This is a genomic window from Falsiroseomonas sp. RANM36, from assembly GCF_056682175.1.
In genome coordinates, this window is record NZ_JBWXTD010000001.1 from 81,065 (window position 1) to 100,112 (window position 19,048).

At 71.7% G+C, this 19,048-nt stretch carries 20 protein-coding genes, 1 tRNA gene and 1 riboswitch; of the genes, 14 read left to right on the forward strand and 7 right to left on the reverse strand.

Annotated features, from left to right (window positions below):
• Window positions 1–103 precede the first annotated feature (103 nt).
• Window positions 104–2,524 carry a zinc-dependent metalloprotease family protein gene (locus tag AC1MIR_RS00370; protein WP_480026204.1) on the forward strand — a complete coding sequence of 807 codons (2,421 nt, stop codon included), beginning with the start codon at window positions 104–106 and terminating at the stop codon, window positions 2,522–2,524.
• A 43-nt stretch (window positions 2,525–2,567) separates the two neighbouring features.
• Window positions 2,568–3,311 carry a hypothetical protein gene (locus AC1MIR_RS00375; protein WP_480026205.1) on the forward strand — a complete coding sequence of 248 codons (744 nt, stop codon included), beginning with the start codon at window positions 2,568–2,570 and terminating at the stop codon, window positions 3,309–3,311.
• A gap of 58 nt (window positions 3,312–3,369) precedes the next feature.
• Here AC1MIR_RS00375 and AC1MIR_RS00380 read toward each other — a convergent pair.
• The 3 genes from AC1MIR_RS00380 to AC1MIR_RS00390 all read right to left on the reverse strand — a co-directional run bounded on the left by AC1MIR_RS00380 (window position 3,370) and on the right by AC1MIR_RS00390 (window position 5,222).
• A tRNA-Pro gene (locus AC1MIR_RS00380) sits at window positions 3,370–3,443 on the reverse strand.
• 145 nt (window positions 3,444–3,588) lie between these two features.
• Window positions 3,589–4,083 carry a DUF192 domain-containing protein gene (locus tag AC1MIR_RS00385; RefSeq protein WP_480026206.1) on the reverse strand — a complete coding sequence of 165 codons (495 nt, stop codon included), beginning with the start codon at window positions 4,081–4,083 and terminating at the stop codon, window positions 3,589–3,591.
• Window positions 4,080–5,222, reverse strand: coding sequence for an acetoin utilization protein AcuC (locus AC1MIR_RS00390; protein WP_480026207.1), 1,143 nt, complete (start codon window positions 5,220–5,222; stop codon window positions 4,080–4,082). Before AC1MIR_RS00390 ends, AC1MIR_RS00385 begins: the two co-directional genes overlap by 4 nt.
• Window positions 5,223–5,284: 62 nt before the next feature.
• Window positions 5,285–5,388: riboswitch (TPP riboswitch) on the forward strand.
• On the opposite strand from AC1MIR_RS00390, the gene AC1MIR_RS00395 reads away from it, so the two are divergent.
• The 5 genes from AC1MIR_RS00395 (at window position 5,383) to AC1MIR_RS00415 (ending at window position 9,223) form a co-directional block, all read left to right on the forward strand.
• A complete protein-coding gene (locus AC1MIR_RS00395) occupies window positions 5,383–6,144 on the forward strand; it encodes an ABC transporter ATP-binding protein (protein WP_480026208.1) in 762 nt (253 codons plus the stop codon). It overlaps the preceding riboswitch by 6 nt.
• Window positions 6,114–6,863 carry an ABC transporter permease gene (locus AC1MIR_RS00400; protein ID WP_480026209.1) on the forward strand — a complete coding sequence of 250 codons (750 nt, stop codon included), beginning with the start codon at window positions 6,114–6,116 and terminating at the stop codon, window positions 6,861–6,863. Before AC1MIR_RS00395 ends, AC1MIR_RS00400 begins: the two co-directional genes overlap by 31 nt.
• Window positions 6,860–7,831, forward strand: a complete 972-nt coding sequence (locus tag AC1MIR_RS00405; protein ID WP_480026210.1) for an ABC transporter substrate-binding protein — start codon at window positions 6,860–6,862, stop codon at window positions 7,829–7,831. The genes AC1MIR_RS00400 and AC1MIR_RS00405 overlap by 4 nt, the downstream gene beginning before the upstream one ends.
• Window positions 7,828–8,298 (forward strand): YaiI/YqxD family protein, encoded by a 471-nt coding sequence (locus tag AC1MIR_RS00410; RefSeq protein ID WP_480026211.1) that lies wholly within the window; start codon window positions 7,828–7,830, stop codon window positions 8,296–8,298. Before AC1MIR_RS00405 ends, AC1MIR_RS00410 begins: the two co-directional genes overlap by 4 nt.
• Before the next feature lie 25 nt (window positions 8,299–8,323).
• The gene (locus AC1MIR_RS00415; RefSeq protein ID WP_480026212.1) at window positions 8,324–9,223 is read left to right on the forward strand and encodes an alpha/beta fold hydrolase; all 900 of its coding nucleotides are present in this window, start codon (window positions 8,324–8,326) and stop codon (window positions 9,221–9,223) included.
• 6 nt (window positions 9,224–9,229) lie between these two features.
• On the opposite strand, the gene AC1MIR_RS00420 is transcribed toward AC1MIR_RS00415, so the two are convergent.
• Genes AC1MIR_RS00420 through AC1MIR_RS00430 form a run of 3 tightly spaced genes read right to left on the reverse strand, consistent with a single transcriptional unit; the run spans window position 9,230 to window position 11,856 of the window.
• Window positions 9,230–9,478 (reverse strand): CDGSH iron-sulfur domain-containing protein, encoded by a 249-nt coding sequence (locus AC1MIR_RS00420; RefSeq protein ID WP_480026213.1) that lies wholly within the window; start codon window positions 9,476–9,478, stop codon window positions 9,230–9,232.
• 51 nt (window positions 9,479–9,529) lie between these two features.
• Window positions 9,530–10,450: a methylisocitrate lyase gene (gene prpB / locus AC1MIR_RS00425; RefSeq protein WP_480026214.1), complete on the reverse strand. Its 921-nt coding sequence runs from the start codon at window positions 10,448–10,450 to the stop codon at window positions 9,530–9,532.
• A 29-nt stretch (window positions 10,451–10,479) separates the two neighbouring features.
• Window positions 10,480–11,856, reverse strand: coding sequence for a sodium:proton antiporter (locus AC1MIR_RS00430; RefSeq protein WP_480026215.1), 1,377 nt, complete (start codon window positions 11,854–11,856; stop codon window positions 10,480–10,482).
• A gap of 191 nt (window positions 11,857–12,047) precedes the next feature.
• Here AC1MIR_RS00430 and AC1MIR_RS00435 point away from each other — a divergent pair, with 191 nt between their 5' ends.
• The 7 genes from AC1MIR_RS00435 to AC1MIR_RS00465 all read left to right on the forward strand — a co-directional run bounded on the left by AC1MIR_RS00435 (window position 12,048) and on the right by AC1MIR_RS00465 (window position 17,997).
• The gene (locus AC1MIR_RS00435) at window positions 12,048–12,683 is read left to right on the forward strand and encodes an SRPBCC family protein (protein ID WP_480026216.1); all 636 of its coding nucleotides are present in this window, start codon (window positions 12,048–12,050) and stop codon (window positions 12,681–12,683) included.
• A gap of 5 nt (window positions 12,684–12,688) precedes the next feature.
• Window positions 12,689–13,582 (forward strand): AAA family ATPase, encoded by an 894-nt coding sequence (locus tag AC1MIR_RS00440; protein ID WP_480026217.1) that lies wholly within the window; start codon window positions 12,689–12,691, stop codon window positions 13,580–13,582.
• Complete coding sequence (locus AC1MIR_RS00445) at window positions 13,579–14,805, forward strand: vWA domain-containing protein (RefSeq protein ID WP_480026218.1); 1,227 nt, start codon at window positions 13,579–13,581, stop codon at window positions 14,803–14,805. The genes AC1MIR_RS00440 and AC1MIR_RS00445 overlap by 4 nt, the downstream gene beginning before the upstream one ends.
• Window positions 14,802–15,128 (forward strand): XdhC family protein, encoded by a 327-nt coding sequence (locus tag AC1MIR_RS00450; protein WP_480026219.1) that lies wholly within the window; start codon window positions 14,802–14,804, stop codon window positions 15,126–15,128. Before AC1MIR_RS00445 ends, AC1MIR_RS00450 begins: the two co-directional genes overlap by 4 nt.
• Window positions 15,125–15,823, forward strand: coding sequence for an XdhC family protein (locus tag AC1MIR_RS00455; protein ID WP_480026220.1), 699 nt, complete (start codon window positions 15,125–15,127; stop codon window positions 15,821–15,823). Before AC1MIR_RS00450 ends, AC1MIR_RS00455 begins: the two co-directional genes overlap by 4 nt.
• On the forward strand, window positions 15,820–17,466 hold the full coding sequence (locus tag AC1MIR_RS00460) for an NTP transferase domain-containing protein (protein WP_480026221.1): 1,647 nt from the start codon (window positions 15,820–15,822) through the stop codon (window positions 17,464–17,466). Before AC1MIR_RS00455 ends, AC1MIR_RS00460 begins: the two co-directional genes overlap by 4 nt.
• A 105-nt stretch (window positions 17,467–17,571) precedes the next feature.
• On the forward strand, window positions 17,572–17,997 hold the full coding sequence (locus AC1MIR_RS00465; RefSeq protein ID WP_480026222.1) for a hypothetical protein: 426 nt from the start codon (window positions 17,572–17,574) through the stop codon (window positions 17,995–17,997).
• Window positions 17,998–18,007: 10 nt separating this feature from the next.
• Here the strand turns inward: AC1MIR_RS00465 and AC1MIR_RS00470 are convergent.
• Window positions 18,008–19,048: amidase (locus AC1MIR_RS00470; RefSeq protein WP_480026223.1), on the reverse strand; the 1,041-nt coding region annotated here is incomplete at its 5' end.

Here is a 19,048-nt window from a genome sequence, read left to right on the forward strand (position 1 = left end):
GCGGGCTCATCGTCCCCGGGGGGGGATTTTGCGCTTTGATTAATGGCCTGCGTCTTGCTCAGCCTGACTCGCGCATCAGGCCAGGGGGGTGGATTGCATGCAAATGCTCGGGACGGAGCAGGATCGGTGGGACGATCTGGTGGAGGAGGCATCCACCGATCAGCTGAGCGATTTCGCGCAACCGCAGCCAGCCGCCGAGGCAGCACCGACAGGACAGGACCTGCGCCTGGGCGCCGCCGGGGAAGCCCCGCCATCCTTCACCTGCGACGAGGTGCAGCCTGACCCGCTCGCGCACAGCTCCGGCTGCGGCTGCGGGGCCTGCGCCCTGCCGGCCATCTTCGGCCTTGACCCAGCCGAGCGAGGGCTCGGCATCGGCCTGCCCGCCGCGTCCGGCCCGCTCACCCCCGACCAGGCGGTGATCGCAGCCAGCGTGGTCCTCAACGACATGCCGAGCGGCGGCATCGGCGTCACCTACGGCGACACCTTCAAGCTGCACAGCAACCCGGGCTCACGCTACATCGTCTATCTGGACTTCGACGGGCACGTGACGACCGGGACCTCCTGGAACAGCTATTGGGGCAGCGCCTCGATCACCTCGCCCGCCTTCTCGCTCGACGGGTCCGCCAGCTTCAATGCCGCCGAGCTTCTTGCCATCCAGCGCATCTGGCAGCGCGTGGCCGAGTATTTCTCGCCCTTCAACATCGACGTCACCACGGAGGATCCGGGCGTCGATGCGCTGCGCTACAGCGGCAGCAGCGACAAGGCCTTCGGTGTCCGCGCCGTCATCACCGACGAGGGCGGGAAGAACTACGGCGGCATCGCCTATACCGGCAGCTTCGACTGGAGCACCGACACGCCGGCCTTCATCTATGCCAACCGCCTGGGCGACGGCGTGAAGCCGATCGCCGATGCCACCGCGCATGAGGTCGGCCACACGCTCGGCCTGAGCCACGACGGCATCGTCAACAACGGCAGCCGCAGCGACTACTACTATGGTCACGGGACCGGGGCGACCGACTGGGCGCCGGTGATGGGCATCGGCTACAACGCCAACGTCGTGCAGTGGAGCAAGGGCGAATACACCAACGCCACCAACCTGCAGGACGACCTGACCGTCATCACCACGCAGAACAACGGCGTCGCGTTTCGCGCCGACGACTGGGGCAACACCTTCGCCACCGCCGGCGCCCTCGCCGGGACGGAGGCGGCCGGCGTGGTCAGCGTGCAGACCTTCGGCGTCATCAACGGCTCCGGCAGCCGCAACGACGTGGACATGTTCCGTTTCGAGGTCGCCGCGGGCGGCAGCCTCGACCTGACCGTGTCCTCCTGGTCGCGCATCTATGTGGCCGGCTCCGCCACGCCGATCTACAGCCCGTCGCCTTTCACGATGATGGACGTGTCGCTGGCCATCCACGACAGCACGGGCAAGCTGCTCGAGACGTCGAACGACCCGCTGGCGCTCGGGGCGCGGATCACGGCCACCGGGCTTGCGGGCGGCACCTACTACCTCTCGATCGACGGCGTCGGCTTCGGCTCGCCCACGGCCTCGCCGCCCACCGGCTACACCGAATACGGCTCGCTCGGCCAATACATGGTCACGGGCAGCTATGTCCGCTCCCTGGCCGCTCCGCCGCCGGTCGAGCCGCCACCGCCACCCCCGCCGCCGGCCCCGGTGTTCCGGCTTTCCCTCGCCGACGCTTCGGTGCCGGAGGGCACGGGTGCGGGCAAGGGCAGTTCGATGACCTTCACCGTGTCCCGCGATGCGGCAAGCGACCTCGGCGCCGCCACCGTCACGGTCATGGTCGCGGGCAATGGCGCGAACCCGATCGACGCCGCCGACCTGGTCAGCGGCCTCGGCGCCGTCTCTGTCTCCCTGGCGGCAGGCCAGATCTCTGCGCAGTTCACCCTCCAGACCGTCGCGGACGACCTGGTCGAGGCGGATGAGGGGCTGCGCGTCACCCTGACCTCCGCCACGCGCGGCACGGTGGACGCGACGCCGGTCATCGCCACGATCGTCAACGACGATGCGCCGCCGCCGGTCGAGCCGCCACCGCCACCCCCGCCGCCGGCGCCGGTCTTCCGGCTTTCCCTCGCCGACGCTTCGGTGCCGGAGGGCACGGGTGCGGGCAACGGCAGTTCAATGACCTTCATCGTGTCCCGCGATGCGGCGAGCGACCTTGGCGCCGCCACCGTCACGGTCATGGTCGCGGGCAGCGGCGCGAACCCGATCGACGCCGCCGACCTGGTCAGCGGCCTCGGCGCCGTTTCGGTCGCCCTGGCGGCAGGGCAGATCTCCGCGCAGTTCAGCCTCCAGACCGTCGCGGACGACCTGGTGGAGGCCGACGAGGCACTGAGCGTCACCCTGGCATCCGCCACCCTGGGCACGGTGGACGCGACGCCGGTCATCGCCACGATCGTCAATGACGACGCGCCGCCCCCGCCGCCGCCGCCGGATCAGGACAACGAGGAGCCGCCACCCCCCCCCCCGCGACGACCCCCAGCCACCGCCGCCACCCCCGAATGACGATCCGCAACCGCCGCCACCGGCCGGCACGCCGAGGCTCGAGGTGGACCGTACGGCGCTGACCACGGCCGAAGGCGAAAGCGGCACGATCCTGCTGCGCGCGACGAATGCGACAGGCGAGGTCGTCGTCGCCGTCTCCGGCCTCGACGCGGCCGAAGGTGAGCTGTCCGCCACCTCGCTCGTGCTCAACGCCGGGAATGCCTGGACCGCGGCGCTGACGGTCACCGGCATCGCCGATCGCGACGTGGACGGCGATGCGGCCTACACGCTCTCCTTCGCCGCGCCCGGCATGGCGGCGGTGACCGTCGCCGTCACGCACCCCGATGACGACATTTCCGCGACCACGGGCGGCCAGGTCGTCGGCACCTATGTGTCCGCGCCCACCACCTTCAACATGACCGTCCGGGCGCAGGCGGGGGACGACAACAGCTTCTTCTCCTCCTTCCGTGAGGGCGTGACCGCCAACGGCCATGCGATCGAGGTGCGCTGGCGGTTCGAGGACCTCACGCCGGGCGACAAGATGCTGCAGGTGGATGCCCGCTCGGGCGGCGAGCTGTTCCGCTTCGAATACTCGGCCGATGACGGCGCCAGCTGGCGGCGCTTCGCCGACGCGCCCGATGGCGCATCCCGCTGGAACGGCGAATTCCTCGCGCCCGATGTCGGCGAGTCGCTTCTCGTGCGGCTGATCGATACGGTCGTGGCGGGCGACACCACCCGCGATACCTTCGTGCTGGACCTGCTCAACCTGTCCAGCCCGCATGCCGCGGGGACCGACCCGATGTTCTGACGGGCGGCGCGGCGGCCATGCGCCGCCGCGCGGAACACCGGCTCATCTGGCCGGGGCATCGGGGCGGCGGGATTCGAACCCACGGCCTCCTGTACCCAAAACAGGCGCGCTACCAGGCTGCGCCACGCCCCGACCGCGGCGGCAACCTAGAGCATTTCCAGGCCAAGCGGAATCGCTTGGCGACTCGGAAAATGCGTCAAGGCAAACGGACTGGGCGGTATCGCCGCATGCGCATGCGGCGAAGCCGCCCTGGGAAAGCGCCGGAAGGCGGCAAGCGTCAGGGCGCGGCGCCGAACATCCGGTGCAGCACCCGGTCGCCGACGCGGATGTCCAGCTTCTCGGTGATGCCGCCCTGCAGTTCGAGGGTGGCGCGGACCGGGCCGCGGCTGTCCACGGGCGTCAGGCTCAACGGCACGGTGCGCTCCGCGATGCGGTGGATGCGGCCATCGGCCGCGATGAACACCATGTCGAGCGGCACGAGGGTGTTGCGCATCCACATGCTGCTCTCGCGCGGCTGGCCCCAGTCGAAGATCATGCCCTCGTCCGGCTTCACCTCGGTGCGGAACATCAGCCCGACCGTCTGCTGGTCGGGCGTCAGCGCCATCTCAACGGTGAAGTCGAGGCGCCTGCCGTCGCGCGTGGCGATCACCATGCGCTCCGTCGGCAGGCGCGGCTGGGGGCGGTCCACGCCGGGTTGGGCGGAGGCGCCAGGGGCGTTGGCGGCGGCGATCAGCGCGGCGACGGAGGTGAGGAGCGGGCGGCGGAAGGTCATGCGGCGGAGGATGGCACGGCGCCGGCCGGCTCAGGAAGGTCACGAAGGGTAACGGCGGCCAGGGCGCGGATCTCCTGCCGCACCGGGCCGGGGCGCGGCGTGTCGGCGATGGTGGTGAACCACAGCTCCGGCGGGTTGCGCCCGGCGGCGCGCGACCAGGACAGGCCGCGGAGAACCTCTTCCGCCGCCGGCGGCAGGCGCGGCGGGATCGGCAGGCGGTTCAGCGTGGCCCAGACGCCAGCCCAGCAGCGCGCCACCGACCAGGGATTATAGCCCCCGCCGCCGCTGACGATCAGCCTGGGCGCCAACGGCATCACCGCCGCGACCACCGCGCGATGCGCCGCGTTGGACAGCGCAAGCCGCGACAGCGGATCCTCCTCCACCGCATCCGCGCCGCACTGCAGGAAAATCGCCTGCGGGCGGAGGTGGCGGATCAGCGGCAGCACGGCATGGCGCAGCAGCCAGTCCATCTCGCTGTCGTTGAAGCCGTCCGGCACCGGCAGGTTGCGCGCATGGCCGCCGGCGCGGTCCTCGGCGCGGCCGGTATGCGGCCAGCGGTTCGCCTCGTGGATCGAGAGGGTGAAGACGCGCGGATCGTCGTGGAAGGCGAGTTCCACGCCGTCGCCGTGATGCGCGTCGATGTCGAGGTAGAGGATGCTTTGCAGCCCCTGGTCGAGCCACGCGGTCAGGCCCAGCACCACGTCGTTCAGGTAGCAGAAGCCGGAGGCGCGGTCGGCCATGCCGTGATGCGTGCCGGCGCCGGGCACATGCACCACGCCGCCCTCGCGCGTGAGTTCCGCGGCCAGGATCGCGCCGCCGGCGCCGGTCGCGGGGCGCCGGAACACCTCGCGATAGACCGGGTTGCCATGCGCGCCGATGTGGTGCCGCGCGCGGTCCGCTTCCGTCACGGCTTGCGCGGCCTCGGTGCGCATGAGCGCCGCGACGTACTCCGGCGTGTGGAAGCGCATGAGCTGGTCCGGCGTGGCGCGCGGGCTGTCGCGGTATTGCGCCGGGTCCACCCACCCCATGGCGCGGATCAGGTCGAGCGTGGTGGAGACGCGCGGGATCGCGAGCGGGTGCTTCGGCCCGTAGGTCGAGCCGCGATAGATCTCGGAGCCGATGAGGATCGGACGGGTCACGCCCCCGACATGCCACGCCCGGCGGCTCTTGCAAGCCGGCCGGCTTTGCCGCAAGGAACCCGTCACACATCGGGGGGAGCCCATCGGGGGCTGAGAGGCGGGCGACCGCGACCCCACGAACCTGATCCGGGTCATGCCGGCGAAGGGAACGGTGTCCGTCGTGGCTGCGCCCGCACCGGGCTTTTCCGTTGTTCTGCCGTCCGGGCTCGAACTCGGCGGTGTTCCCGTGCTCGGCGCCTGCCGGGTGGAGGTGCCGGGCGGGCGCGTGACCGCGCTGCTGGGCCCCTCGGGATCAGGCAAGTCCACGCTGCTGCGCCTGGTCGCGGGGCTGCTGCCAATGCCAGGCGCGGTCGCGGCCGAGGATGGGGCGCCGCTCGCGGGACGCATCGCCTGGATGGCGCAGCAGGATTTGCTGGTGCCGTGGCGCGACGCGCTCGGCAACGTGACGATCGGCGCCGGTCTCCGGGGTGAAAAACCTGATGTGGCGCGGGCGCGCGCGCTGCTGGACCAGGTCGGCCTATCGCCGGATGACGCCCGAAAAATGCCGGCGCAGCTCTCGGGCGGGATGCGACAGCGCGTCGCCCTCGCCCGCACGCTGATGGAGGATCGGCCCGTCGTGCTGATGGACGAGCCCTTCAGCGCCGTGGACGCGCCAACCCGCCACCGGCTCCAGGACCTTGCGGCGCGGCTGCTGGCGGGGCGCACGGTGCTGCTGGTGACGCATGACCCGCTGGAGGCGCTGCGGCTGGCAAACAGCATCCTAGTGCTGTCCGGCAGCCCGGCGGTGCCGGTGGAGGTGCCGGTGCCCGCCGGCGCGCCGCCGCCCCCCCCCCGCGCCGCCCCCCAGCGGGGCGGCCCGGGGGCGCGGGGGGGCCGGCGGGCGGGAGCGGCGTGGGCGGGGCTGGTGCCGCCGCCGGACTGATCGCCCTCTGGCACGGCTTCGTCTGGATCACGCAGGTGCCGCCCTTCCTGCTGCCCTCGCCCTGGCGCGTGGCGGAGGCGCTGGCCGCGCGCTGGGACATCCTGGCGCAGCACGCGCTGGTGACGGGGGCGGAGATCCTGCTCGGCCTGGCGTTCGGCACGCTGCTCGGCTGCGCCGCGGCGCTGACGCTCGCCGCCTGGCGCGGCGGGCGGCGCTGGCTCCTGCCGCTGCTGCTCGCCTCCCAGGCGATCCCGGTCTTCGCCATCGCGCCGCTGCTGACGCTGTGGTTCGGCTTCGGCATGGCGAGCAAGGTCGCGATGGCGACGCTGATCATCTTCTTCCCCGTCGCCAGCGCCTTCTATGACGGGCTGCGCCGCACCGAGCCCGGCTGGCTCGACCTGGCCGCGACGATGGGCGCCACGCCCGCCGCGGTGCTCTGGCGGCTGCGCGTGCCCGCCGCGCTGCCCGCGCTCGCCTCCGGCCTGCGCGTCGCCGCCGCCGTCGCGCCGATCGGCGCGGTGGTCGGCGAATGGGTCGGGGCGAGTGCGGGCCTCGGCTACATGATGCTGCACGCCAATGGGCGCAGCCAGACGGATGTGATGTTCGCCGCCCTGCTCGTGCTGGCGCTGATGGCGCTGGCGCTCTGGTTCTGCATGGACCGGCTGCTGCGCCGGGCCATTCCCTGGCAACCCGACCAACTGATGGACGCACCACGATGATCACCCGCCGCGCCGCCTTCGCGCTGCCTCTCCTCGCCCTTCCCGCGCTGGCGCGGGCCCAAGGGACGGGGAATCAGCGCACCGAGTTGACGCTGCTGCTCGACTGGTTCGTGAATCCTGACCACGCGCCGATCATCGTCGCGCAGGAAGCGGGCTTCTTCGAGCGCGCGGGGCTTGCCGTGCGCATCGTCGCGCCCGCCGACCCGAACGATCCGCCGCGGCTGATCGCGGCGAAGCGCGGCGACATCGGCGTGTTCTACCAGATGAACCTCCATCTCGCGGTGGACCAGGGGCTGCCGCTCGCGCGCGTCGGCACGCTGGTCGCGACGCCTCTGGCGACGCTGACCGTGCTGCGCGATGGGCCGATCCGCACGCTCGCCGATCTCCGCGGCAAGCGCATCGGCTATTCCGTGGCGGGCTTCGAGGAGGTGATCGTCGGCACCATGCTGGAAAGCGCCGGGCTGCGCCTGACGGATGTGCGGCTGATCAACGTGAATTTCGCCCTGTCCTCGGCGCTGATGTCGGGCCAGGTGGATGCGATCGTCGGCGGCTACCGCAACTTCGAACTGCACCAGCTCGACATCGAAGGCCGCCCCGGCCGCGCCTTCTTCCCCGAGCAGCACGGCCTGCCGATCTATGACGAGCTGATCTACATCGCGCATCGCGACCGTGCGCGCGACCCGGTGCTGCGCCGCTTCATGGACGCGACCGAGGCCGCCACGACCTTCCTCGTGAACAACCCCGAGGAGTCCTGGCGCATGTTCATCGCCGGCCCGCGGCGGGAGCTCGACAACGAGCTGAACCGCCGCGCCTGGACCAGCACCATCACCCGCTTCGCGCTGAACCCCGCTGCCCTCGACCGCAACCGCTACGAGCGCATGGCCCGCCTGCTGGCCGATCGCCGCCTGATCCGCAGCGTGCCGGCAGTTGAGAGCTATGCTGTGGAGCTGCCGGCGGCGCCGCGATGACCACGCCGCGCCTGATCGTGGACGCCGACGCCTGCCCCGTGCGCGACGAAATTCTCCGCGTTGCCGGACGGCTGGGACTGGAAACAATCTTCGTCTCCAACGGCGCGCGGCCGATGCGCCCGCCCGGCGGCAACACGCGCATCGTCGTGGTCAGCGAAGGCGCAGACAAGGCCGATGACTGGATCGCGGACGAGGCGACGCCGACCGACATCTGCCTGACCAACGACATCCCGCTGGCGGCGCGCTGCATCGCCAAGGGCGCCTTCTGCCTCTCCTACAAGGGCCATCCCTGGACGGAGAACAACATCGGCTCGGCGCTGGCCGGGCGCGAGCTGTCGCGCCATCTGCGGGAGATGGGCATGGGCGGCGGCCCGCCGCCGATGGCGCAGGCCGACCGCTCCCGCTTCCTCAACGCGCTGGACGCGATGGCCCAGGCCGCGTTGCGCAAGGCGCGCGGCGCCCTGTAGCCTGAAGCGCGGGAGGCCCCGCGCCATGGACAGCAAGACCGACGCCCTGCCCGGCCGCGCCTTCGACGGCCTGGCCCTGCGCGCCCCGCTCGACGCAGGCTGGGCGATGCGGCGCATCCGGCTCTCGACCGGCGCCGACCTCGCCTTCACGTATCGGGACGGCACCGGCATGCCGCTGCTGTTCCTGACCGCCAATCGCACAACCCGGAGAATCTTCGACTTCGTGCTGGCCGCGCTCGATCCGGCCAACCCGGTCTGCGTGCCGGATTATCGCGGCCTCGGCGAAAGCGCCGACCTGCCCGCCGCCGCCGACCTCGACGACCATCTCGACGACATCGAGGACCTTTGCGACGCGCTCGGCTGGGAGGAGTTTTGCGTCATCGGCCAGGCCACCGGCGCGACGCTGGCGCTGCTGCTGGCGACGCGCCTGCCGGACCGCGTGGTGGCGCTGGCCGCGGGCGATGCCGCCGTGTCGCTGCGCGCCGATGTGTTCGAGCTGTTCCTGCAGCAGGTGGAACGCCACGACCGCGGCTTCGCCACGCGCGAGGAGGCGCTGGCCGAGACGCCCTTCCGCACCGATTGGTCCGACGCCGTCGCGGCGCACTGGCTCGACACCGCGCTGCGCAGCGACCCCGACGGCCGGCTGCGCTGGCGCTACCACACGCCCTCCATCGTCGCGACGCAGCGCGCGCTGACCGAGGATCTCTGGCCGCGCATCCGCGTGCGCCAGCCGACGCTGCTGTTCCACGGCGAGCATTGCACCGTGATCGACGCCGAGGCGATGCGCACCGCGCGGAGGAACATCCCGCAGGCGCGCTTCGCGACGCTGACCGGCGCCAATCACCGGCTGACGCAGGATGCTCCGGCCGAATTCGCGCGCCTGGTCGGCGGCTTCCTCGCCGAGGAAGGGCTTCTCGCCCGCTGACGCGCGCTACAGCGCCTTGTGCGAGCCGTCGCACATCGGCGACTTGCCGGTCTGCTTGCAGCCGCAGAACCAAGCCTTGCCGTCCTTCTCCGCCGTCCAGGAGACGGGGGAAAGGCCGCTGCCCTTGTGGCTGCCGTCGCAGAAGGGCTGCTTCTTCGACAGGCCGCAGGCGCACCACCAGTAGGTCTTGCCCTCCGTCACCTCGACGGCGAAGGGCGCCTTCTGCGCGACGGCAGGCAATTGCTGTTCCGACATCGTCCCGGTCCTCTTTTTCTTCGTCGTGCGTCCGCCCACAGGCGGTGATGGTCAGCCCTGCGGCATGCCCTCGGGCACGACCGTCTTCACCAGGCTCGCATCCAGCGCCTCGTATTCGTGGTAGCCGATCGTCTCGTAGAGCTGGGCGCGGGTCTGCATGCGATCGAGCGCGGCCATCGTCCCGCCGGTCTCGCGGATCGTGGCGTAGAGTTCCTCCATCGCGCGGTTCGCCACGCGCAGATGACTGACGGGCCAGATCACCATGGCGTAGCCGAGCGCCTCGAACTCCTTCGCGGTCAGGAAGGGCGTGCGGCCGAACTCCGTCATGTTGGCGAGCAGCTTCACGCCCGGCATGCGCCTGGCGAATTCGGCGAACATCTCGCGGCTGGTCAGCGCCTCGGGGAAGATCGCGTCGGCGCCAGCCTCCAGGTAGAGCTTCGCGCGCGCCACCGCGCCGTCCATCCCCTCGCTCGCCGCCGCGTCGGTGCGGGCGATGATGTACAGATGCCGCCTTGCCTTGCGCGCCGCGGCCACCTTCGCCGCCATGTCCCGCGCATCGGCCAGCTTCTTGTCGTTCAGGTGGCCGCACTTCTTCGGCAGCAGCTGGTCCTCCAGATGCACCGCGCCGGCGCCCGCCTCCTCGAAGGCGCGGACCATGTGCATCACGTTCAGCGCCTCGCCATAGCCGGTGTCGCCATCCACCAGCACCGGCAGGGCGGCGGCGCGCACCACCTGGCGGATGTACCAGCACACATCGTCCACCGTGATCATGCCGAGGTCCGGCAGCCCCATCGTGGCCGACATCGCCGCACCCGACATGTAGAGCGCCGGGAAGCCCGCCTTCTTCGCCAGCAGCGCCGCGATGCCGAGATGCGCACCCGGCATCTCGAGGATCTGCGGCCGGTCGAGCAGGGCGCGGAAGCGCTGGCCGGCCGGGGCGTCGGGCAGGTCGGCACCGATCACATAGGGCATGATTTTCGCCTTCCTCAGAAGAACGTGCCTCAGAAGAACAGGAACGTCACCACCACGAAGAGCGGCAGCAGGAACACCGCCGCCCAGCCGCAATAGCCGAAGAAGCTCGGCATCCGCACGCCGTTCTCCTCCACGATCGCCTTCACCATGAAGTTCGGCGCGTTGCCGATGTAGCTGTTGGCGCCCATGAACACCGCGCCGCAGGAGATCGCGGCCAGCACCAGCGCGCCCTCGGCCATCAGCTTCGCCGGATCGCCGCCGGCCAGCTCGAAGAACACGATGTAGGTCGGCGCATTGTCCAGGAAGGAGCTCAGCGCGCCGGTCAGCCAGAAATAGACCCAGGGGATCGGCTGCCCATCCGCGCCCGAGGTCAGCGCGACCAGCGGCGCCGCCGCGCCGTCCATGCCCGCGCGCAGGATCGCCAGCACCGGCGCCATGCAGATGAAGATCGCCGCGAAGAGCTTCGCCACCTCCAGGATGGCGCCCCAGGCGAAGCCGTTCGCCTCCCGCAGCGCCTGCGAGGTGAACCGCACCGAGACGGCCGTGATCGCCAGGAACAGCAGGATGCCGGCGACACGCTCGACCTCCATGCGCTGGCCCAGCACGTACATGTGGCCGAGCCGCACATAGCCCATCGCGATCACCACCGCGACGATCGCCACCACCAGCCAGACATTCAGCCAGCCCTCGATGCCGAGCTTCTCCTTCGGCCCGGCATCCGGCACCACCGGCCGCTCTCGCGTCCAGGCCCAGGTATCGAGCAGCCAGTAGATGGCCAGCAGGACCACGGCGCAGAACAGGAACTCGCCGAAAAGGTGGGTGGTCGGCCAGAAGAAGGACACGCCGCGCAGGAAGCCGAGATAGAGCGGCGGGTCGCCCACCGGCGTCAGGCTGCCGCCGATATTGGCCACCAGGAAGATGAAGAACACGAAGGTGTGCGTCTTCTGCCGGCGGAAGGCGTTGGCGCGCATCACCGGGCGGATCAGCAGCATCGCGGCACCCGTCGTGCCCATCAGGCTGGCCAGCACCGTCCCGACCGCCAGCAGCGCGGTGTTGGTGGTGGGCGTGCCGACCAGCGAGCCCTTCAGCAGCACCCCGCCACCGGCCGTATACAATGCCAGCAGCAGCGCGATGAAGGGCACGTATTCCAGCACCATCACATGGGCGAATTCGTACCAGGCCGCGCCCAGCCCATGCGCCGAGGCCAGCGGCACCAGCAGCAGCGCCGCCCAGGCGGCGGCGATCTTGCCGTAGTGGTGATGCCAGAGATGCGCCGCGAAAAGCGGCATCAGGGCGATGGAAAGCAGGATCCCGACGAAGGGAATGGCCCAGAGCAGCGACAGCTCCGACCCGGAAATCCCCGCCGCCGAGGCACTGCCCGGCAGCATCGCCGCCCCGGCGGCCAACAGCCCGCCCAGCAGTCCGCCCCTCGCGCGCCGTCCCCGAAACCGCATCCAACCCGCTCCGACAGACCCCTGCCCCGGTTGCGGGCTTAGCCCGTCCGGGCCGGAAGGTCACGATGGCGCGGCACCTGCCCTTTCCCCGCGGCGCCACAGCACGTAATTAGCGCCCCGACCTGATCGAGGGACCGAATACGATGGAGATGACCGGCGAGCGGCGCATCGCAGCCCCCCGCGAGCGCGTCTGGGAGGCGCTCAACGATCCCGCCGTCCTGCAGGCCGCGATCCCGGGCTGCGAGAGCGTGGAGCGCATCGGGGACGACCAGTTCCAGGCCAAGGTGGCGGTGAAGCTCGGCCCGATGTCCGCCCGCTTCGGCGGCAAGGTGACGCTGTCGAACATCAACCCGCCCGAGTCCTACACCATCTCGGGCGAGGGCCAGGGCGGCGCGATGGGCTTCGCCAAGGGCGGCGCCGATGTCGCGCTGGAGGCGGTCGGGCCGGCCGAGACCGTCCTGCGCTACAACGTGAAGGCGCAGGTCGGCGGCAAGATGGCCCAGCTCGGCGCGCGGCTGATCGACAGCACCGCCAAGTCCATGGCCGACCAGTTCTTCGACCGCTTCGCCGCGCAGGTGGCCCCGCCCCCCCCCCCCGGGGGCGCGGCGCCCGCGGCCCCCCCCCCCCCCCCCCCCCCCCCCCGCCGCGGGGGGCCCCGGCCCCGCCAGGGCCAGGTCAGCCGGCTGCTGGCCTTCGAGTTCATGGGCCTGCCGGTCCAGGTCTGGTTCGGCCTGGGCGCGATGCTGGTGGTGCTGCTGCTGCTCTTCGCGGCGGGCTGAGGGGCATGGTCCCGGCCTCGGTCGAGGAGACCCGGCAGCTTCTGGCCGCCGGTGGCTATGTGGCGGACCGCCAGCTCGCCACCACGGTCCACCTGGCGCTGCGCATGGGCCGCCCGCTGTTCCTCGAGGGCGAGCCCGGCACCGGCAAGACCGAGATCGCGAAGGTCCTGGCGGCGGAGCTGCCGCGCCGCCTGGTGCGGCTGCAATGCTACGACGGCATGGACCTGGCCTCGGCCGCCTATGAGTGGAACCACGCGCGCCAGCTAATGGCGATCCGCCTGGCGGAGGCCTCCGGCGAGGCGGGCGACCGGGCGGCGCTGGAGCGGGGCATCTACGACCGCCGCTACCTGCAGTCCCGCCCGCTGCTGGATGCGCTGGAAGGCGAGCCGGCGGTGCTGCTGATCGACGAGCTCGACCGCGCCGACGAGCCCTTCGAGGCCTTCCTGCTGGAGATCCTTGCGGACTTTCAGATCTCCATCCCCGAATTCGGCACGGTGAAGGCCGCCGTGCCGCCGGTGGTGGTCATCACCTCGAACCGCACGCGGGAGGTGCATGACGCGATCCGCCGCCGCTGCCTCTATCACTGGGTGGACTATCCGGATGCCGCGCGGGAACGCGCGATCCTGAAGCTGCGCGCGCCGGGCGTGGGGGACCGGCTCTCCGCCCAGGTGGTCGCCTTCGTCCAGGCCGTGCGCCAGGGCGACACCTTCAAGCCCCCCGGCGTGGCCGAGACGATCGATTGGGCCCGCGCGCGGGCCGCGCTGGACGCGCGGGAGCTCGAGCCGGCGCTGGTGGACGAGACGCTCGGCGCGCTGCTGAAATACCAGGACGACATCGCCAAGATCCGCGGCGCCGAGGCGGCGCGGCTGGTGGCGGACGCGAAGGCCGCAACCCCATGATCCCGCCGAAGGCGGCGCTGCAGCTGCCTTCGACCGATGCCGGCGGCGCGCTGGCCGCGAACCTCGTCTCCTTCGGCCGCCTGCTGCGCCGCGCGGGGCTGCCTGTCGGACCTTCGGAGATCCTTTCCGGCGCCGCGGCGCTGGAGGCGGTGGACCTCGGGGAGAAGGCGCAGGTGCAGGCCGCGCTGCGCGCCACCATGGTCCACCGGCACGAGCACTTCCTGCTGTTCGACCACGCCTTCGGCCTGTTCTGGCGCGATCCCGAGGCCGGGAAGCACGCCGCCGCGATGGCCATGCTCGACGGCTTCAAGGAGCCGCCGAAGCCGTCTCCGGCGTCGCGACGCCTCGCCGAAGCCATGCGCGGCGACCGCAAGGACCAGCCGCCCCCGCAGGAGCCGAAACCCGAGGAACAACTCGACGTCACCTTCACCGTCAGCGACCGCGAGCGGCTGCAGGCGATGGATTTCGAGGCGATGTCGGCCGAGGAGATCGCCGCGGCGAAAGACGAGATCCGCAAGCTGGTACTGCCGCTGGATGCGCGCCCGACGCGCCGCTTCCGCGCCTCCCGCAGCGGCACCCACGCCGATCTGCGCCTGACCGTGCGCGAGAGCCTGCGCACCGGCGGCGAGATCCTGGACATCGCGCGGCGCCGGCGCGTGACGCGCACGCCGCCGCTGGTGGTGCTCTGCGACATCTCGGGCTCGATGTCGCGCTACGCGCAGATCCTGCTGCACTTCATCCATGCGGTGACGAACGATCGCGACCGCGTGCACAGCTTCCTGTTCGGCACGCGGCTGACCAATGTCACGCGCCAGCTGCGCCACCGCGATCCCGAGGCCGCCTTCGAGATGGTGGCGCACAACGTGCCCGACTGGTCGGGCGGCACGCGCATCGGCGAATCGCTCGAGAACTTCAACCGGCTCTGGGCGCGGCGCGTGCTGGGCCAGGGCGCGGTGGTGCTGCTGATCACCGACGGGCTCGATCGCGAAGGCGCGAAGGGTCTGGCGGACGCGACCGAGCGGCTCCGAAAATCCTGCCGGCGGCTGGTCTGGCTCAATCCCTTGTTGCGCTACGCCGGCTTCCAACCCAAATCGCAGGGCATCCGTGCGATGCTGCCGCATGTGGACGAATTCCGCCCGGTGCATAATCTCGCCAGCCTGCGCGAGCTGGTGGCGGCACTGTCGGATCGGCAGGCGGGGCGCGGGAGGGAGTTTTCCGCATGACGGCATCGGACTCGGAGGACATCCTCGGCGTCGCCGCCGAGTGGCTCGACCAGGGCGAGACCGTCGCGCTGGCGACGGTGGTGGAGACCTGGGGCTCCTCCCCCCGCCCGGCCGGATCGCGCCTGGCCGTGACGCAGTCGGGCCGGATCGCCGGCAGCGTCTCCGGCGGCTGCATCGAGGGCGCGGTCGCCGATGTGGCGAAGCAGACCATGGCGAGCGGCACGCCGCAGCTTCTCGATTTCGGCATCAGCGACGAGCGCGCCTGGGAAGTGGGCCTCGCCTGCGGCGGCAAGCTGAAGGTTTTTGTCGAGAAGCTCGGATGACGCCCGACCTGCTCCAGCGCCTGCGTGCGGCGCGCGCCGCCAAGCGCCCCGTCGCGCTGCTCACCCGGCTGCCGGACGGCGCGCAGCTGCTGTTCCCCGAGGATGCGACGCCGCCGGACCTGGCGGAGGCCGCGCAGGCGGCGCTGCATGACGACGCCTCCCGCACCGTCACGGTCGGCAACGCGCAGTGGTTCGTGGATGTGCAGAACCCGCCGCTGCGCCTGATCGTGGTGGGCGCCGTGCACATCGCGCAGGCGCTGGTGCCGATGGCGCTGCCGCTCGGCTTCGCCGTCACGGTCGTGGACCCGCGCCGCGCCTTCGCCACCGAGGAGCGGATGGGCGATCGCGTGACGATCTCCACCGACTGGCCCGACGAGGCGATGGCGGCGCTCGCGCCGGATGTGCGCACGGCGGTCGTCACGCTGACGCATGACCCGAAGCTCGACGATCCCGCGCTGGAGGTCGCGCTCAAGAGCCCGGCCTTCTACATCGGCTCCCTCGGCAGCCGCCGCACCCATGCCAAACGCGTCGCGCGGCTGACCGAGGCAGGGCTGACGGAGGCCGAGATCGCCCGCATCCATGCGCCCGTCGGCCTCGACATCGGCGCCGTGACGGCGCCCGAGATCGCGGTCTCCATCCTCGCCCAGGTCGTTTCAGCACGCAGGGGCGGGCCGAAGATGAAAGCGCAATCATGATCTTCGGCCCCACCCCGCTCGACGAGGCGCGCGGCGCCGTCCTTGCCCACACCGTCCGCCTGCCGGGCAAGGTGCTGAAGAAGGGCACCGTGCTGGACGAGGCCGCACTCGCCGCGCTGAAGGAAGCCGGCCGCCGCGAGGTGATCGCCGCGCGGCTCGAGGCCGGCGACGTGCCGGAGGACGAGGCCGCGGACCGCATCGCCAATGCGCTGATGGCCCCCCTGCTCGCGCGCTCCCGCGCCTCCACCGGGCGGGTCAACCTGTTCGCGGAAAGCGCCGGCCTCTTCACGGTGGACGCGGCGCTGATCGACCGGCTGAACCAGGTGGATGAGAGCGTCACCGTCGCCACCCTGCCCGACCGCAGCGTGGTCGGCGCGAAGGAGATGCTGGCGACCATCAAGATCATCCCCTTCGCCGTACCCGGCACCGTGCTCTCGGTGATCGAGGCGATGCTGCGCGGCCGCTCGACCTTCGCCGTGCGGCCCTTCCGCCCGCTCTCGGTCGGGCTGGTGCTCACCGAGTTGCCCGGCGTGAAGGAAAGCGTGATGGAAGGCGCGGTGGAGGCGACCACCGCCCGCGTCGAGGCGCTGCTCGGAACCATGCTGCCGGTGGAACGCGTGCGGCACGAGGACGCGGCGGTCGCCGACGCGCTTACCAGGCTCCGCAAGGCGGGCGCGCAGCTGCTGCTGATCGCAGGCGCCTCCGCCGTGGTGGACCGGCGCGATGTCGGCCCCGTCGCGATCGTGCGCGCCGGCGGCGCGATCGAGCATTTCGGCATGCCGGTGGACCCCGGCAACCTGATCTGCCTCGGCCGGCTGGGCGACGTGCCGGCCCTGGTGCTGCCCGGCGGCGCGCGCCGCCCGAAGCTCAACGGCTTCGACTGGGTGCTGCAGCGCCTCTTCGCCGGCGAGCGGGTGACGGCGAAGCACATCATGGGCATGGGCGTCGGCGGGCTGCTGAAGGAGATCGAGCAGCGCCCGCTGCCGCGCGCGGAAGCCCCGCGCACGCCCGTCTCCCCCATCGCGCCGCGCCGCGCGCGCCAGGTCTGCGCGCTGGTGCTGGCCGCCGGCCGCTCCCGCCGCATGGCGCCGCTGAACAAGCTGCTGGTGCCCGACAACAAGGGCGTGCCGATCATCGCCCGCGTCGTGGACAACGTGCTGGCCTCCCGCGCGCGGCCGGTGATCGTCGTGACCGGCCATGAGCGCGAGCGCGTGGAGGAGGCGCTGGCCGGGCGCGCCGTGCTGCTCGCCCATGCCGAGGATTATGCCGAGGGTCTCTCCGCCTCGCTCAAGGCCGGGCTGCGCGCCGTGCCGCCGGAGGCCGAGGGCGTGCTGATCTGCCTCGGCGACATGCCGCTGGTGAGCGGCGAGATGCTGGACCGCCTGATCGCCGCCTTCGACCCCGAGGAAGGCCGCGCCCTGGTCCAGCCGACCTATCGCGGCAAGCAGGGCAACCCGATGCTCTGGGCCCGCGAGTTCCTGCCCGAGATGCTGGCCATCAGCGGCGACATCGGTGCGCGGCACCTGGCCGCGAAGCATGCGGACCGGCTGGTCGAGGTGGAGATGGCGAACGACGCGGTGCTGCGCGACTTCGACACCACGGACGCGCTGAAGGCGCTGCCGGAATACGCGGGCAAGCGGTAGGGCGGCTCCGGACGGCGACGGATCGAACAAACGCCGACGAAACTTGACGTGACTTGGGCAGTATTTGCGGTCAGTTCTTGATCGTTTCCGATCAGGAGCCGTGCCATGGACGTCGCCGCCAAGCCCTCCCCGGCGCTCGCGCTGATCGCCGAGCTCGATGCGATCCGGGCGCTGCTGCCGAACCTCCTCGACCTCGACGCGCAGGGCGACGAGCTCGGGTTCGAGGTGGTCGCCGCGCACTACAAGCTCTTCGCCGCGAAGTCCTGGCGGTTCTTCTCGGCACCGGAACGCGAGGCCGGCTTCGGCGGGCGGATGGCGCATGGCGTCGCGGCGCGCAACAGCCGCAAGACGCTCCAGACCATGGCGATGTACGAGGAAACCTTCCAGCGCCTGCGCAACGGCACGCCGCCCGCCACGCTGCCGGACGGGGAGCCGATCGAGCGGGCCGCGCGGCTGTTCCGCGACTACTGCGTCTCGACCGACGCCTATTTCCGCGATGCGCTCGGCCAGAGCGCGCGCGCCGCGGCCTGATCCGCCCCCCCTACCCCATCGCCGCCTGCAGCCACCGCGCCCAGCCCAGCACCGCGGCATCCTCGCCGATGCGGCCCACCAGCTGCACGCCCATCGGCAGCCCTTTCGGACCGGTGCCGGCGGGCACCGTCACGTTCGGCCCCCACAGCGTCGTCCACAGCAGGTTGAAGGCCGGGTCGCCGGTCCAGCCCAGGCCCTCCGGCGCCTCGCCCGGCGCGCTCGGCGTCAGCAGCGCATCCAGGCCCTCGGTCGCGCGGGGGAAGGCGAGCTTCGCGGCGGATTGCGCCAGCCGCGCCTCGCGGAAGGCCGACATCGGCAGGCCCCGCGCCCAGTCCAGCTTCTCGACCAGCACCTCCGAGAGCTGCGCCCGCGCCTCGTTCAGCTCCCAGGCGAGGGACTGCGCCGTCTCCATGTTCATCAGCGCCGGATGCGTCTCCGCGGCCTTCAGCAGTTCGGGCGGCAGGGCGAACTCCACCACCTCCGCGCCGGCCTTGCGCGCCTGGTCGGCCACGCGCTGCAGCAGCGCCACCGTCTCCGGCGCCGCCTTCCCCGGCTCCTGGCCAAGCGTCAGGCCGAGGCGCGGCGCGCGGTCCGGCTTCGCCTCCGGGTCGCCCAGGGTCCGGCCGGTCATCGCGGCCATCGCCAACGCGCAATCTGCGACGGAGCGGGCCATGACGCCGATGGTGTCGAGGCTCTCGCTCATCACCTTCATGCCCGCGCGGTGCAGCGCGCCATAGGTCGGCTTGTAGCCGACCACGCCGCAATAGGCCGCCGGCCGCACGATCGAGCCCGCCGTCTGGGTGCCGAAGGCGAGCGGCAGCATGCAGTCCGCGACCGCGGCCGCCGAGCCGGAGGAGGACCCGCCGGGCGTATGCCCGAGATTGCGCGGATTGGCGGTGGCACCCGGATGGCGGGTGGCGAACTCGGTGGTCACGGTCTTGCCCATGATCACCGCCCCCGCGGCGCGCGCCGCGGCCCCGGCGGCGGAATCGCCGCGCGGCCGCCCGCCCGCCCCGCTCGGGGGGCCGTAGCCCGGGGGCATGTCGGCCGG

Excerpts from the sequence above, each read along its gene's own strand:
- AC1MIR_RS00370 (WP_480026204.1), top strand. The coding sequence starts at position 104 with ATGCTCGGGACGGAGCAGGATCGGTGGGACGATCTGGTGGAGGAGGCA.
- AC1MIR_RS00385 (WP_480026206.1), bottom strand. The coding sequence starts at position 4,083 with ATGACCTTCCGCCGCCCGCTCCTCACCTCCGTCGCCGCGCTGATCGCC.
- AC1MIR_RS00405 (WP_480026210.1), top strand. The coding sequence starts at position 6,860 with ATGATCACCCGCCGCGCCGCCTTCGCGCTGCCTCTCCTCGCCCTTCCC.
- AC1MIR_RS00410 (WP_480026211.1), top strand. The coding sequence starts at position 7,828 with ATGACCACGCCGCGCCTGATCGTGGACGCCGACGCCTGCCCCGTGCGC.
- AC1MIR_RS00415 (WP_480026212.1), top strand. The coding sequence starts at position 8,324 with ATGGACAGCAAGACCGACGCCCTGCCCGGCCGCGCCTTCGACGGCCTG.
- AC1MIR_RS00420 (WP_480026213.1), bottom strand. The coding sequence starts at position 9,478 with ATGTCGGAACAGCAATTGCCTGCCGTCGCGCAGAAGGCGCCCTTCGCC.
- prpB (WP_480026214.1), bottom strand. The coding sequence starts at position 10,450 with ATGCCCTATGTGATCGGTGCCGACCTGCCCGACGCCCCGGCCGGCCAG.
- AC1MIR_RS00435 (WP_480026216.1), top strand. The coding sequence starts at position 12,048 with ATGGAGATGACCGGCGAGCGGCGCATCGCAGCCCCCCGCGAGCGCGTC.
- AC1MIR_RS00440 (WP_480026217.1), top strand. The coding sequence starts at position 12,689 with ATGGTCCCGGCCTCGGTCGAGGAGACCCGGCAGCTTCTGGCCGCCGGT.
- AC1MIR_RS00445 (WP_480026218.1), top strand. The coding sequence starts at position 13,579 with ATGATCCCGCCGAAGGCGGCGCTGCAGCTGCCTTCGACCGATGCCGGC.
- AC1MIR_RS00450 (WP_480026219.1), top strand. The coding sequence starts at position 14,802 with ATGACGGCATCGGACTCGGAGGACATCCTCGGCGTCGCCGCCGAGTGG.
- AC1MIR_RS00455 (WP_480026220.1), top strand. The coding sequence starts at position 15,125 with ATGACGCCCGACCTGCTCCAGCGCCTGCGTGCGGCGCGCGCCGCCAAG.
- AC1MIR_RS00460 (WP_480026221.1), top strand. The coding sequence starts at position 15,820 with ATGATCTTCGGCCCCACCCCGCTCGACGAGGCGCGCGGCGCCGTCCTT.
- AC1MIR_RS00465 (WP_480026222.1), top strand. The coding sequence starts at position 17,572 with ATGGACGTCGCCGCCAAGCCCTCCCCGGCGCTCGCGCTGATCGCCGAG.